Source organism: Vibrio iocasae (genome assembly GCF_042245395.1).
Classification (GTDB): domain Bacteria; phylum Pseudomonadota; class Gammaproteobacteria; order Enterobacterales; family Vibrionaceae; genus Vibrio; species Vibrio iocasae.
The window spans coordinates 1221547-1236493 of the sequence record NZ_CP145310.1 but is presented as its reverse complement, the minus strand read 5'-3'; the positions used below and the strand labels follow the sequence as shown (position 1 = coordinate 1236493).

Here is a 14947-nt window from a genome sequence, read left to right as displayed (position 1 = left end):
AAAACCGAGCGGGTCAGCTCGGTTTTCTATAGTCAGACAGCCAGTTACAGATGTAACCCTCTTAGTTTTTTCTTATCGACCTTACCGACACTGGTTTTATCAATAACATCAACAAACTTAAACTTCATCAGCAGAGCTTCCCTTGCAAGGATGCCTTTGGTAATAAAGTCTTTGGCGAAGCTGAGAAGCTCCTTTTCTGTCGCTTCTGAGCCTTCTTTTAAAGTGACCAGAGCGAGAGGAACTTCACCCCACTTGTCGTGTGGCATGCCGATAACGGCGACTTCAAAAACGGCTTTATGCTGGTGAATAATATCTTCAAGTTCTAATGAGCTAACCCACTCACCGGATATCTTAATCATATCTTTCACGCGGTCGGTTATTTTGATAAAGCCTTCGCTATCAACGGTCGCGACGTCTCCGGTGTGCAAGTAACCTCCGCGCCACAATGCTTTAGAGTTTTTGTTATCTTTATAGTAATTTGGTGTCAGCCATGGCGCTCTTATTACGATTTCACCGCTTTGTTCACCGTCGTGTTCGAGTTGGTTCATCTCCTCATCTACGATATGCGCTTCTACCATGGTGACTTTCTTACCAGTTTTAGAGCGGTATTCTGCCTGTGAGTCTATATCCAACTCCAGGTGCTCTGGGCTAAGCTGAACAATCGATAAGATAGGGCAGGTCTCACTCATGCCATAACCAGCAAATACATCAATATCAAGCTCAAGGGCCGATTTACACAGGGCTTTTGGCAATGCTGCACCGCCGATAATCACTTTCCAGTTCGAGAAATCTATGGACTGAGCTTTAGGTGAACTGAGCAGTAAATGGAGGATGGTAGGGACACAATGAGAGAAGGTCACTTCTTCTTTTTCAATCAGATCGAGCAGAACATCTGGGATATATTTCCCTGGGTAAACCTGTTTAACCCCAAGCATGGTCGCCATAAACGGAAGCCCCCATGCGTGTACATGGAACATAGGCGTAATCGGCATATAGATATCGCCTTGGTGCAGGCGTCCCTGAACCGCGTTCGTGCCTAACGAGCTTAAAATGCCGAGCGTGTGAAGTACAAGTTGGCGGTGGGTAAAAAATACCCCTTTAGGCATGCCTGTGGTGCCCGTAGTATAGAAGGTCGTCGCGACAGTATTTTCATCAAAATCCGGGAAATCGAACTCTGTACTTTCTTTTGCCAGTAGTTGCTCGTACTCACATTCATCGTCGTCACGTAAGACCACATACTGGTTCACCGTATCAATACGACCTTTTATCTGGTCCAGAATAGGCAGGAACTCTTCGTGGATAAGAATAACGTCATCTTCGGCGTGATCAATGGTGTAGAGAATTTGCTCAGGTGAGAGTCTTACATTAATCATATGTAGCTTCGCGCCAATCATTGGAATAGCGAAGTAGCATTCAAGGTAACGGTGTGAGTCGTAATCCATCACCGCTACGGTATCGCCTTTTTTCACTCCCATTCTGGTTAGTGTATTGGCGAGCTGTCTTACTCTGTTGTGGAAAGTTGCGTAACTGTGACGACGGTGATTAGCGTATACAATTTCTTGCTCAGGATCATAAGCCACTGGAGAAAATAGAAGGCTTTTGATCAGTAATTGGTAGTTGGATGGTTCGTTTACGTATTGGCTCATAGCAGTTCTTATTATCTTATTGTATTTGTTGGATTATCAGACAAAAGCAGAGGGTAGTCTGATGTAAACTTTCAATAATCTAGGTTGATATAATCTGCGAAATACAGCAAACAGGTTACGCATTAATTGTTAACTGCGTATAGTTTTAGGTACTAGGCTAAATAGGGGTATGTGGTAGAAAGGGGAATTGATCCATAAACACATATAATTGACTAAAACTGCATAGGTCATCTCATGAGCGAAAATATTCCAATACTCTATTCACTTCAAAACTGTCCGTATGCTATGCGTGCCAGAATGGCTATTTATAGTTCTCAAGAACAAGTACTGCTTCGAGCTATCAAGCTCAACAACAAACCTGATGAGATGTTATTGTTATCACCAAAGGGAAGTGTTCCGGTGTTAGTGGTTCCAGATAACAAAGATAATTGTAGTCATATGATTATTGAAGAGAGCCTGGAAGTGATGTTATGGGCTCTTTCCCGAAATGATCCAGACAATCTGTTGCTTTCAGAAGAGAAGAGCACCTTGCCTTCAATGATCAGTTTTATTATCGAGTTTGAATATGATTTCGTCTTAGCGCTCAGTAACTTCAGCAGCGCTAAACGTTATCATGATAATAATTGGATTGAACGAAGGTTGGAGTGCGAACGGTATTTGCAGATTTTGGAGGATAAATTAACGGAAGGTGATTTTTTGTTTTCTCAACAGGAGAGCTTGGCTGATATCGCCATAATGCCGTTTATAAGGAAGTTCGCCAGAGTCGAAAAGAAATGGTTTCGAGAGAGCCCTTACCCTAAACTCCGTCATTGGCTTAATCGTTACTTGCAAAGCCCGACTTTTTCAAAAGTAATGGAAAATCATGAACTTTGGATAAATAACCGAAAAGATATTTATTTTGGTGGTTAATTCTCTTGTTTCAAGTTCTCGTTAGTAAATCAGTATATGGATGCAAGAGAAGCCACTAACAGGCAATATTAGCGGCTTTTCAAGGTATTGCTAACATACCTAAGCATCTTTACTGTAGCGTGCCTACCAGAAGGTTATTTGTTTATAGAGCGGTAATTTGGATCGGTCCAGCATCGTGGAAGCTCTTCACCTGACATAAATACTAGTTCAGACTTTTTAAACATCTGAGGATCTTGTTGCTCTTCCCCGGCTTGTAGACGGCCCTCGACGCTATCCTGAAACAAGCTGGTCAACCTCTTCATTTCAACAACGTCAACAAGGTCACCGCTCTTTCTCTCTTTCAAAAACATCTTCGTTATCCTCAATCGAAAAGATCACTATTAAGTATAATTGCTATTTTGAAAATGAGAATTTTTTCTATTTCACTTGTCCTGCCCAAATTAGTAGCAGAGCGAGCAGTAGCATACGAGGCATTTATTGCTCCTTTTCCTTGGTCCCAACCAGGCAGTGAATTCCTCGTTGATTAAAGTATTCAGCAATAGTGTTTACCTGCTGCTGAAACTCATTTCTATCAAACTCCAGGTCTTTCATTTTGTATGGGAGACCTAGTGACCGATACTTTTCTTCTCCAAGTCTCATAAAGCTTAATAGCTGTAGTGTGCGGATCTTTCCATTTAGTTTATTTAGGATGAAGTCAGCAGTAGCTTCTGCGTTCCCCATAGAGTCGTTTACGCCAGGAATGACCGGAATTCTCAGGATAAGCTCTTTGCCGGTATTAGAGAGCTTAATAAGATTTTCCAAGATTCTGTTGTTATCGACGCCAGTGTGTTTTTTATGTAAATCGCTGTCCATCGCTTTGATATCTGAGATAAACAGATCGGTGTAGGGAAGTAGCTTGTCGATTCTGCCCCAGTTGGAAAAAAAGCTCGATTCCAGACAGGTATGGAAGCCTTCCAATTTGCAAGCTTTAAAAAGCTCAAGAACAAAGTCACTCTGGAGAAGTGGTTCGCCGCCGGATACAGTGATGCCACCACCGGATCGTTCGTAAAACCCTCTGTCCTGACGAATGATTTTCATGCACTCATCGACAGTCATTATCTTGCCCCATTGCTTTATTGCTTCAGAAGGACACTCCTCTGAACACTCCAGGCAGTTACTGCACTTATCTCGGTCAATGATATCAAGCTTAGAACCCGAGAAAGTCAGCATATCCGGGGAGGGACATACCTCCGCACAAGAACCACAAGAGTTACTGGTAATGCACTTGTTTTGAAAAACACCCACTTCAATGTGTTTATTGAAGCTCTCCGGATTACCACACCAGTCGCACCTTAACGGGCATCCCTTAAGGAAAAACTCGGTACGAATTCCCGGACCATCATGCAGCGTAAATCGTTGGACGTTAAGTACCGTTCCGGAATTCAACACATTCAACCTCAATAATTAATAGGAAGGCACTGCACCGTGCCTTCCTGTTTATCTTTTCCAAAGACTTATATATATGACTCTAAAGCTAGATCCAAAAATCGTTGCTTTAAAATCGTTTTTTTTAAAATCGTAGTTCAGTACGTTGAATCAGGTCGTCCTGCAATGGCTTACCTAGTTCTACGAAATAAGCGCTGTAACCCGCTACGCGTACAAGCATGTCTTTGTAGAGTTCTGGGTTCTTTTGTGCCGCTCTCATCTTCTCAGAACTCATGATATTGAACTGAACATGCATCCCTTGTTTAGAGATATATTCATCCACAAAACTCACCAATATATCGCGGCCCTCTACACCAGAAACTGCATCTTCAGGGAAACGAAGGTTTAGCAGTGTTCCATTGGTTGCTAGACTGTGGTCAACCTTGGTTACTGAGTTCACAATGGCGGTAGGGCCACTGATATCATGAGAACCTCCTTCTGTATGTACCGGTCCCATGTTGTCTGATATCGGCTCTTCATTCTTACGCCCATCCAGAGATGCATTGGTGTAAAGACCCATACCAACATTGGCGTTTACGGTATAAACACCAGGGCTAAACTTGCCACCACGAGGGTTCATACGCCCTTTAATATGGCGACAGTAGGTTTCGAACATGTAGACAAATAACTCATCTGCTTCGTCGATGTCGTTACCGTAGTGCGGGATCTTAGAGCTGTTTACTAACGCATAGAGTTTGTCATGACCTTCCCAGTTGTCTTTGACGGCATCAAGTAGCTGTTTGCCCGTGTATTTTTTATCTTCAAACATCAGCTTTTTGATGGTTGCTAATGAATCAGCACAGGTCGCGATTCCGGCAGCTTGAGGTGCTGTTCCGTTATATTTTACACCACCACTAGTCATATCTTTGCCTGACTCAATACAACCTTCAAAGAAGGCAGAGATGTACGGAGTAGGCTTAACCATGCGATGAATTTTATCGGTTACATTCAGGCAGCTACAAAGTTGATCGCACCAGTAAGCGAACTGTTTATCAACACTTTCCAGCACTTCTTCAAAAGACTGATAAGTCTCTAAACTACCAGTATCCGGACCTAACTGCTTACCCGCATTTGGGCCTGAAAGAATACGACCACCATTGATAACCATCTCCATCATTTTGGCTGTATTGACATACCCCGCGTCTAACCAGCCATGTTCTTTGCCTGGAATGGTTGGCTCTACACAGCCTACAACCGCATAATCTCGAGCTTCTTCTATGGTCACTCCTTTACCTTGCATCGCTTTGATGGCAGGACCATCATTGAAAAGCTTCGGGTGACCATATCCGGCACGGATACACTCAATTGTTTTGATCTTTAACTCATAAGGTGTGTTGTCATGCATACGCAAACAGACCCACGGGTTCATCATTCGGGTATGAACAGAACCTTCTAGCATCAACATGGTTAGATCATTGGTCGCATCATTGCCATTTTCATCAACACCACCAATCGTTAAGCTTTCTCCACCAAACCCTCGACCGTTACGAACCTTAACCGTCCCTTTATCTTTTAGTTTGGTTGGGTTGTTCATTTTTACATAGAGCACTTCGATAAGCTCAAGGATAAATGATTTGGAAACAGCTCGTTCCTTCACGTCTTTTTCATAGAACGGGAACAACCACTGGTCCATACGACCATAAGAGATAGAGTGACCATTTCCTTCTATCTGAGTGAGCGTCACGGCAAAGTTAAAAAGTTGAACCGCTTGCCAGAAACTTTGTGGGGCACCACCTGCGATCTGGTGACAATTGGCAGACATGGTAAGTAGCTCTTGTTTACGGTTTGCATCTTGTTCTGACACCGACATAGTCTCAGCCAGATCCGCATATCGAGTGATATATTTTATAGCTGCACTTAGCATGATAATGGTGGCTTTGTAGTAGTCTCTCTTTTCTGCAAAGTCGGGGTCTTGCTTTGATAACTTGGAAAACGCGCTATTCGCCTGCTCTATCACACCGTTATAACCAAGGGTCATCAGCTTACTGAAGTCCATGGCAAAGTGACCAATACCAGCAAAATGGTAGTTGTTGGTTTGGAATACTTTCTCTCCCATGTGAGAACCTTTTATCTGGTCCTCATCTAAATGGGCAGTAATGATTTCGTTCGCGCTCTTGCCTTTCCAATACTCACACAGCTCCAGGATCTCGGCTCTGTCTTTATCATTACGTATATAGAACTGGTCATTCGAGCGCTCTTCAAACGGAGAGTTTTTAATTTCATCGATAATCCAGTCGACAGAAAACTCTGGATAAATAGGGGATGCTTTTGCTGGTGCAGCAATTTCACCCAGGATCAGATCTTCGGGGTATATATGCAGTGTGCTGTTTAAAAGAATGTTTTCAAACGCATAGGCGCACTGAAGAATGCGCGGCACATTTTCATTGTTTTTGTAGGCCTCAGTAACAAGGCGTAATCTCTCTACATCAATATCATAAGGTCTGTTAAGAAATGTCTGACGAAGTCGGTTTACTCTTGGATAGGGTGACCAATCCTCATGATCAACTTCAAAACCAAGACCATAAACTTTATCAAACTCTTCTACCCCGCGCGCCAGAGTATGGGACTCTGCCTTTATCTTATGCAAACTCTCGCTATCAACCTGGAAGTTATCCATATTTGCCTCATAAATTTAAAACTGAAAAATCATCAAAATGCCAATGCTCACTCCTTAAGAAATGAACATTGGCATTTCGAACATCAGATATGTGTTTCTACCTAATAGGGGCTAGATAACCAATACCCCCATTATAAGCGGAGAAATGTGCACTACTGAGAAAATAGTCACACAAATGAAAGTAAAAATACAAAAAACAACATTATGTGACATGTGTAATGGTTATTTAATTCGTTGGCCGTATAGTGTCCATAAATTTCTTTAGCTCAAAACAGGACCTATGGACACCACTGTAATATTAGTATCGCTCATCATTGCATTAGCGGGTTTTACTCAAGGCTTGACCGGCTTCGGCTCCGCGCTGGTTTCGGTACCATTGCTTTCACTTATTGTTGGTGCTCAGACTGCTGTGCCTATCGCTGGTATTTTTGGCTGGCTAGTGACACTGCCTATTGCCTGGAAAATGCGCCATTCTATTCAACGTCAAACTGGTCTTATCCTTTTTGCGGGCTCAGTTCCTGCATCATTTGTAGGTGCTAAGCTATTGGCAACCATGCCATCGCAATACATTCTTTTGACCATGGGGATCGTGTTGATTATCTCGAGCCTGCACTCGTTTCGTGCGACTAAACCTGTGTTTCAGAAAACCTCAATTCCCGTAACTATTGGTGCTGGGTTTACATCCGGTGTGTTGGGAGCGAGTGTTGGTGAATCGGGTCCACCGGTGATTGCTTACACATCCATGCAGCCTTGGACTGCTGATCAGGTCAAATCAACACTGACATTCTTCTTTATGCTTCAAATGATTGGTGCAAACATCAGTTTTTGGAATGAAGGGTTGATAACAGATGAAGTGATCTCTCATGTTATTTCTGCTCTGCCTGCGTTCGCGGTAGGCCTTGCTGGTGGTATGGTTGGTTATCACTTCTTACAGAAGTATAAAATTGATTATCACAAGATTGTACATGGCTTCCTACTGTTCATCGGTTGTGCGCTCGTGTATAAAAATGTCAACTTTTGAGCATTTTTGTAGTAATTAGGTTTATAGAAAGTAACTATATTAGAAAGTGACTATGTAAAAATATCTTGGGCCCCTTTTTCAGGGGCTCAGGTGTATTAACTTAGGAGTTAAAAGTCAAAGTATAAAAATCAAGGCGCGGGCGGTATTGCTCCGGTCATTTTAGAGTGTCTCATCACCACCAACGTTTTAAAGCTCTTCACGCTGTCATCTTTATGTAGAACCTCTTGAGTAAATTCATCGAATGCCTCCATATCGGTCGCGACAATTTTTAGCACCAGATCATAGTCGCCTGTTACATACCATGAGTCGACGATCTCCGGTTCTTTGTTAATCCTTGTAAGAAATTGATTCACAATAGAGCTATGATCTCTTTCTAGTTGAACGAGTACCATCATGCTAAGGGGCCAACCCATATTCTTAGGCTTCACGACAGCAACTTCTTTCTCGATCACACCACTACCACGTAACTGTCGAACTCTTCTGTAACAGGCGGGCTCTGAGAGTCCTACTTTGTCGGCAATACTGGCCATTGATGCTTTTGCATCAATTTGCAACTGTTCCAGAATTTTCAAATCTACGCTGTCCACAGATTCAAGCTCCTTAAATCATCTAATGTGATAATTTTTATCACTAGGTGGTAAAAAATGACAATGATTATCTTATGTGAATGATAAATTTTGTCGTGTGAATCCATATTAAGAACGAGAGAAACATGAAACAGTTAATGATGAAAAGTGAGACGGCCGTTTCTGTAATTGCTGTTTTGCTTGCGATGCTCTCAATTACCGCTGGCGCATCGCTCGCCAAATCGTTATTCGCAGAAGCTGCACCTGTCGGTGTAACTTCGATGCGTCTGATGTTCTCCGCTGTGATTCTAATTATCGGCTTAAAAACCTGGCAGGTGAGACTAAATCGCAGCAATGTCGAAGCTGTCATTCTCTATGGATTTACTATCGCTGGAATGAACTTATTCCTCTACATGGCTATCGAGCGCATTCCAGTGGGTGTAGCCATCGCCATCGAGCTAATGGGCCCTTTATTGGTTTCTATTCTGTTTTCAGAGAATCGTTCTGACTATCTATGGGCAGGCCTTGCGGCTTTGGGCATTTTGTTTTTGCTTCCTATAACATCTGGGGCACCCGAGCTCGATCCTCTAGGTCTCATGTATGCCGGATTTGCTGCCATTTTTTGGGGATTTTATGTTGTTGTCGGTAAGCGAGCTGGTCAGCAGCATGGTCGTCAGGCACCTTCTTTAGGGATTTTCATTGCGTCACTTCTTGTACTCCCGGTTGGATTCGAGTCTTTGACACAAATTAATTTTGGTGGGGAGTTAGTTATACTTCTGCTATGTGTGGCATTGCTTTCAAGTGCGATCCCAATGATGTTGGAAATGAAAGCGTTGATACATCTTCCAACCAAAACGTATGGAGTGTTAACCAGTGGCGAGCCAGTTGTCGGGGCCATTGTCAGCTTTGTTATCCTTGGAGAAGAGTTAACGACATTCCAAAGCCTGGGTATAGCCACTATCGTGATGGCTTCAATAGGCGCTGTACTTTCACCCGGAAAGAGCGTGTTGAGGAATATCAAAATATCATCTCAGGGATAGACGAAAATAAAGAAAGTATTTATAAGTACCTTTCGTTTGATAAAGAACCGATCTACAACAAGGAATTAAATCTGCTTACTGTGTAACTGCGAATAAAACCTATGACCAACCCCACATTTATGTGGGGTTTTTAATGAATTAAATTAAGTTCTGATATTTAAAGTTCATTTAAAACAATGGTATAGAGATGTGATCTTATTTAAGTCATTTACGCCATTTGCCGCATTAAAGACCAAATTTTTAGAGTTTTAAATCACATAACCTATTCCGAGTTCATTCAATAATAATCCCATCAAATCGCCAGAGAATATATTTCCCTCGCGTTGATAATTTAACTAAATAATGAAAATGGGATTTTTCAATGAACATGAAACTAAAAAGTGTGATGATTGGAGCTGCAATGGCTTCTGTTGCAGTAATGCCTCTAAGCAATGCGATGGCTAAAGACTACCCGCCAAAAACGCTATCTATGGTTGCGCCTTCTGGTGCTGGTGGCGGCTGGGATTTAACTATCCGTACGGTTGCTAAAACACTGAAAGATACCAAACTGGTTAAGTCAAACATGCCTGTAACTAACCGTCCTGGTGGTGGTGGTGCAGTTAACCTGGCTTATATGCAAACTCAGGTTGGTAAAGCAAACCTAATCTCAGTTTACTCTCCACCAATTCTGCTTACTCACCTTAACGGTTCAAGCAAGTACAGCTACAAAGATACGACTCCTCTTGGCCGTCTGATCACAGACTATGCTGCTTTTGTTGTTTCAAAAGACTCTAAATACACCTCTATCAACGAAGTGATGGAAGCACTTAAGAAAGATCCTAAGAGCGTTAAGATTGGTGGTACTTCATCTGCTGGTTCAATGGACCACATTCAGTTCCTGATGATCGCAAAAGCAGCGGGTGTTCCTAACCTAAATCAGATCGACTACATCTCATTCCAGGATGGCGGTGCAGTTGCACAGGTACTTGGTGGCCACATTGACCTAATCTCTACAGGCCTTGGCGATGTAACTTCACTGGTTAAGAGTGGCAATCTGGTTGCACTTGCACAGACAGCTGACAAGCGTATCGGTGAAGGCGTAATTGCTGAAATTCCAACAGTGAAAGAGCAGGGTATCGATGCGACGTTTGAAAACTGGCGTGGTCTGTTCGGTCCTAAAGATATGCCTGAGTACGCGGTAACCTTCTGGAACAAGACTCTGAAAGAGATGGCTGAAACTCAAGAGTGGTCTGAAGCTCGTACACGTAACGGTTGGGATGATGCATACCAGAACAGTGAAGATTTCACTAAGTTCCTTGCTCAAACTAACGAGCAGTACAAAGAGATCCTGAACGAAGTATTCGCTAAGTAATCTGTCAACTCCTATGGATAAGGGGAAAACCCTTATCCATTGTTTTATCTATGTTTTATATCTCTGTTCCGGCTAAAGGATAAATCCTATGGAAAACAAAACTATTCGTCCGAATTGGGATGCATTCACAGGCTTATTCGGTGTAGGTTTCGGTTTGGTATACGGCTTTATGGCTTACACCATGCCTCGCGCTGCATTCGGTAACCCTATGGACCCAATCTATTTTCCACTTGGCATTGCAGCCATATCTATTTTAATTGGCGCCCTTCTGCTGGTTAAAAGTAATTTAAAGGCGTCAGTAATGGCGTACAAAGACCTGCTTAACGAAGATGAAGTTAAGAAAGGCGACCGTCGTCGTATTCTATATACTTGCATTATTTCAATTGGTTATGCAGTTCTATTTGAACACTTAGGCTATGTGATCAGCACCTTCCTGTTTATGATTGCGATGCTGACCATCACCAGCGGCAAAGAAAACTGGGTTAAGAACACAGTGATTGCTTTGGTATTTGCTGTGGGTGTTTTCTTCATCTTCTCAACGCTGTTGAGTATCAGTCTTCCACCACTACCATTTACTGAATAAGGGCGCTCATCATGACTGAGATTCTAGCTAACTTAATGAATGGTTTCGGCGTCGCGCTGCAACCTTATCACCTGCTCTTAGTAACGGTTGGTGGTGTTCTGGGTACCATCGTTGGTATGCTTCCGGGCCTTGGCCCTGCAACGGGTGTGGCAGTACTGCTACCTATGACTTTCGCTATGGGCCCTACGGCTGCGCTTATCACCATGACGGGTGTTTACATCGGTGCAATGTTTGGTGGTTCACGTAGTTCCATCTTAATCAACACCCCAGGGGATGGTGCAGCATTGGCAGCAACCTTTGATGGCTATCCAATGGCGATGCAGGGACGTGCGGAATCCGCGCTGGCAATGTCTGCGATTGCATCTTTGATTGGTGGTACTATCGCTGCGGTTCTGATGACGCTTCTGGCGGAACCTGTTGCAAGTTTTGCACTTAAGTTTGGTCCTGCAGAGTACTTCCTGCTGATGGTCGCAGCGCTCTCTATGACGGCTTCCATGTCGAAAGGTAATATGCTGAAAGGCTTCTTATCCATGGTGGTTGGTCTGTCCATTGCGACCATTGGTATTGATGCGCAATCAGGTGTGGAACGCTTTACATTCGGCAACTTAGAGCTTCAGACAGGTGTTGATTTCCTTGTGGTTATCATTGGTATCTATGCACTGGGTGAAGTGTTTAAGAGCTTCCGTTCCCTTAGTCAGGGCACTAAGAAAGCACAAACTAAGTTTAAGCGTATCTGGATTCAGGGTGACGACTGGGAACGCTCAAAGTGGCCTATCCTACGTAGTGCACCTGTAGGCTTCATCATCGGTTCTCTACCGGGTGCTGGTGGTACTATGGCCTCTCTGATGTGTTACAACAACGAGAAGCAGCTTTCTAAGAAGAGTGAAGAGTTTGGTAACGGCGCGATTGAAGGCCTTGCGGCACCAGAATCTGCGAACAACGCAGCATCTATCGGTGCGATGATTCCAATGCTATCTCTGGGTGTACCGGGTTCAGGTACCACAGCGGTAATGATGGGTGCACTGCTTATGCTGGGTATTCAGCCTGGTCCAATGCTGTTTGCTCAATACCCTGAAACGGCATGGGGTCTGATTGCAAGTATGTTCGTAGCGAACTTTATTCTGGCTATCGTGAACATCCCACTAGCAGGTGTGTTAGTACGAGTACTGGCAATTCCACCTAAGATGCTATATCCAATCGTACTTGGACTGGCGTTCATCGGTTGTTACGCAATCAGTAACTCAGTAGTCGACTTTTATATTCTGGTTATCCTTGGTGTAGCCGGTGTTGTAATGAAGCGTGCAAACATCCCGACAGCACCAATGATTCTTGCGGTAATCGTCGGTGGCACCATGGAGCAGTCGTTCCGTCAGGCTTACCGAATTTCGAATCAGGACCTGTCTGTGTTTATGCACTCAACGGTTGCTCAGATTCTGATTGCGATTACGGTGCTTTCTATCGCTCTTCCGGTTATAGGCATGATGCGTAAGAACAAGGCAGAAGCACAAACTGCTTAAGTAATATAAATGAAAGTCAGCCCAGCTAAAGGGCTGACTTTTATGGTCTTTATGTACTTGTTTTACTTAGTCAAAGAATAAGTTCATAAACGCCATTGAAAAAATATAAACCTTCTGAATCACATGATTTACATCATGCTTTTTCATTCCCCAGGGGAGCATAATCCTCTCGTGGGTCAATAATGGGATAGTCAGGTGCTTGGAACATACAATTTCGAAAAGGTTATCAACGGTAGCAGCCGCAAAATGGAGAAGGTGCGCGCATTCCTGACTAAGATGGATCTGGGTGTGGATGTTGATGTGGAATTGTTTATTGTCGCTTATTCTGGCTACGAAATTGTTGCCTGTGGTGGGCTGGCTGGCAGCACTATTAAATCGGTCGCCGTTGATGAAAGCCAGCAAGGTCAAGGCTTATCTACCAAGCTTCTGACAGAGTTAGTGACTCAGGCTTATGACATGGGCCGCTACAACCTGTTTATCTACACTAAGCCTGAAAACTACCAGATGTTCCATGCAGCTGGCTTCTATCTTCTAACCTCGGTAAAAGACCGAGTTATTCTGATGGAGAACAGTAAGAATCGTCTCCAAAAGTACTGCAATAAATTGGCACAAAAGCGCCAGCAGGGTGATCGCGTTGGTAGTATCGTGATGAACGCCAACCCATTTACTAAAGGTCATCGTTACTTGGTAGAAAAAGCATCGAATGAGTGCGACTGGCTACACTTGTTTGTTGTCAAAGAAGATAGCTCATTTTTCACCTACAACGACAGGCTGAACATGATTCGTGCCGGTGTTGAAGAGTTCGGCAATGTGATTGTTCATCCGGGCTCAGACTACATGATCTCCCGTGCGACGTTTCCTAGTTATTTTCTTAAAGACGAAGGCGTAATCAACTTCGCGCATACTGCTATCGACCTACAGCTTTTCCGTGAGTACCTGGCTCCAGCGCTTGGTATTACGCACCGTTACGTGGGTACCGAACCTATCTGTAAAGTAACCCGTTTCTATAATCAACAGATGAATCAGTGGCTTGCAACACCGACATTAGAGTCTGATCCAATAGAACTGATTGAAATACCTCGATGTGAAGAGGGGGAGCTCCCAATCTCTGCATCATTGGTCCGCAACCTTTTATTCCAAAACCGCTGGGAAGAGATTGAACAGATCGTGCCCACAACAACCTATACCTATCTCAAAGATCTCTTTAGCGAAGAGACTTCTCCTTATATGGCTAAACGAGAACAAGCCAAAGCCAAGGGCATTCCGCAGTTAACCGTCGAGGTGTAGCTCTTGCTGAGCAGCAATTTTAGCCTATTGCCTGCTCTTATCATGTAATTATGTTGGTCTTGAGAGTTGAATAATCTACAATAGATTAACATACGTGTAACAAAAGGGCCTGTTTGGTGAAGAATTATTTTATTGTCGCGATCTCGTCAGTCATTATTTTAGGGTGTGAAGCTACAGCTTATAAAGATTTTGGTCGTTTTGATCGTTCGCTTAACAATAAAAGTTATGGCTATCAGAAGGTAGAGGATCCTATTGATTCTTCTAATACTGAATTAGTTGAGTACTTTGAAGTCCGTGATGGAGATTGCGCATCAGATTCGGGTTGGAGCGACTGTGCGAATGACAGAGAACGCAGTGAGTTATCGCAGAAGACCAACAGGCAAGTTGATGGCAGTGAATACTGGTATGCCTGGGAGATTTATTTTCCTGAAGACTATCCGAGTGTTTTCCCGACAAAAGTCGCTTTAGGACAATTTCATCAGGTAAAAGCCCCTCCTGTATTCATGTTCCAGAATCAGTCCCCACCTTTAAATGATACTTGGATTCCAGCAAAGAAGGGGGGCTATCATCTGGATAGGCAGGTAGATGGCGAAACTGTGACAGTATGGGAGTTATTATCTGACGAAGAGCTCAGGGGGAAATGGCACCGTATAGAACTTCATGTGAAGTGGGCTAAAAACCCGAGCGGATTTTTTAAGGTCTGGGTAAACGGTAAGGAAAAAGCGCGCTTTAATGGTCAGACTCTCTTTGCATCTAAGTCATATTTTAAATATGGGCTGTATAGAACGTTCGTGTCGAAATACAAAAGAGTAAAGAAGATCGACAGTCTGCCAACCCAGAGTGTTTACTACCGATATGTTACTCGGGGGTTGACGAAAGAGTCGGTCCAACCTGGCTATAAAGAGTTAACCAGCTCGAACTAACATCCAAATAACTTCGTTTTCGC

Annotated in this window: 13 protein-coding genes; 8 read left to right on the top strand and 5 right to left on the bottom strand. The window is 43.4% G+C overall.

Annotated elements, in window-relative coordinates:
- Nucleotides 1-44 precede the first annotated feature (44 nt).
- Nucleotides 45-1646 carry a long-chain fatty acid--CoA ligase gene (locus SNR28_RS05585; RefSeq protein WP_375748225.1) on the bottom strand — a complete coding sequence of 534 codons (1602 nt, stop codon included), beginning with the start codon at nucleotides 1644-1646 and terminating at the stop codon, nucleotides 45-47.
- 234 nt (nucleotides 1647-1880) lie between these two features.
- Here SNR28_RS05585 and SNR28_RS05580 point away from each other — a divergent pair, with 234 nt between their 5' ends.
- On the top strand, nucleotides 1881-2555 hold the full coding sequence (locus SNR28_RS05580; RefSeq protein ID WP_375748224.1) for a glutathione S-transferase: 675 nt from the start codon (nucleotides 1881-1883) through the stop codon (nucleotides 2553-2555).
- Between the two features lie 134 nt (nucleotides 2556-2689).
- On the opposite strand, the gene SNR28_RS05575 is transcribed toward SNR28_RS05580, so the two are convergent.
- From SNR28_RS05575 to SNR28_RS05565, 3 genes are all read right to left on the bottom strand, one after another.
- The gene (locus tag SNR28_RS05575) at nucleotides 2690-2905 is read right to left on the bottom strand and encodes an acetyltransferase (RefSeq protein ID WP_375748223.1); all 216 of its coding nucleotides are present in this window, start codon (nucleotides 2903-2905) and stop codon (nucleotides 2690-2692) included.
- A 124-nt stretch (nucleotides 2906-3029) separates the two neighbouring features.
- A complete protein-coding gene (locus SNR28_RS05570) occupies nucleotides 3030-3983 on the bottom strand; it encodes a glycyl-radical enzyme activating protein (protein WP_375748222.1) in 954 nt (317 codons plus the stop codon).
- A 121-nt stretch (nucleotides 3984-4104) separates the two neighbouring features.
- On the bottom strand, nucleotides 4105-6636 hold the full coding sequence (locus tag SNR28_RS05565; RefSeq protein WP_375748221.1) for a glycyl radical protein: 2532 nt from the start codon (nucleotides 6634-6636) through the stop codon (nucleotides 4105-4107).
- Between the two features lie 280 nt (nucleotides 6637-6916).
- On the opposite strand from SNR28_RS05565, the gene SNR28_RS05560 reads away from it, so the two are divergent.
- Nucleotides 6917-7657: a sulfite exporter TauE/SafE family protein gene (locus SNR28_RS05560; protein WP_375748220.1), complete on the top strand. Its 741-nt coding sequence runs from the start codon at nucleotides 6917-6919 to the stop codon at nucleotides 7655-7657.
- 128 nt (nucleotides 7658-7785) lie between these two features.
- On the opposite strand, the gene SNR28_RS05555 is transcribed toward SNR28_RS05560, so the two are convergent.
- Nucleotides 7786-8244 carry an Lrp/AsnC family transcriptional regulator gene (locus tag SNR28_RS05555; RefSeq protein ID WP_375748219.1) on the bottom strand — a complete coding sequence of 153 codons (459 nt, stop codon included), beginning with the start codon at nucleotides 8242-8244 and terminating at the stop codon, nucleotides 7786-7788.
- Between the two features lie 125 nt (nucleotides 8245-8369).
- Between SNR28_RS05555 and SNR28_RS05550 the strand changes: the two genes are divergently transcribed.
- The 6 genes from SNR28_RS05550 to SNR28_RS05525 all read left to right on the top strand — a co-directional run bounded on the left by SNR28_RS05550 (nucleotide 8370) and on the right by SNR28_RS05525 (nucleotide 14924).
- On the top strand, nucleotides 8370-9263 hold the full coding sequence (locus tag SNR28_RS05550) for a DMT family transporter (RefSeq protein ID WP_375748218.1): 894 nt from the start codon (nucleotides 8370-8372) through the stop codon (nucleotides 9261-9263).
- Nucleotides 9264-9624: 361 nt separating this feature from the next.
- On the top strand, nucleotides 9625-10614 hold the full coding sequence (locus SNR28_RS05545) for a Bug family tripartite tricarboxylate transporter substrate binding protein (RefSeq protein WP_375748217.1): 990 nt from the start codon (nucleotides 9625-9627) through the stop codon (nucleotides 10612-10614).
- Nucleotides 10615-10702: 88 nt separating this feature from the next.
- Entirely contained in the window at nucleotides 10703-11197 is a 495-nt protein-coding gene (locus tag SNR28_RS05540) for a tripartite tricarboxylate transporter TctB family protein (RefSeq protein ID WP_375748216.1), read from the top strand.
- Nucleotides 11198-11208: 11 nt separating this feature from the next.
- Nucleotides 11209-12714 carry a tripartite tricarboxylate transporter permease gene (locus tag SNR28_RS05535; RefSeq protein ID WP_375748215.1) on the top strand — a complete coding sequence of 502 codons (1506 nt, stop codon included), beginning with the start codon at nucleotides 11209-11211 and terminating at the stop codon, nucleotides 12712-12714.
- A 195-nt stretch (nucleotides 12715-12909) separates the two neighbouring features.
- Nucleotides 12910-14001 (top strand): [citrate (pro-3S)-lyase] ligase, encoded by a 1092-nt coding sequence (gene citC / locus SNR28_RS05530; RefSeq protein ID WP_375748214.1) that lies wholly within the window; start codon nucleotides 12910-12912, stop codon nucleotides 13999-14001.
- Nucleotides 14002-14117: 116 nt separating this feature from the next.
- Nucleotides 14118-14924, top strand: coding sequence for a heparin lyase I family protein (locus tag SNR28_RS05525; RefSeq protein ID WP_375748213.1), 807 nt, complete (start codon nucleotides 14118-14120; stop codon nucleotides 14922-14924).
- Nucleotides 14925-14947: the final 23 nt, after the last annotated feature.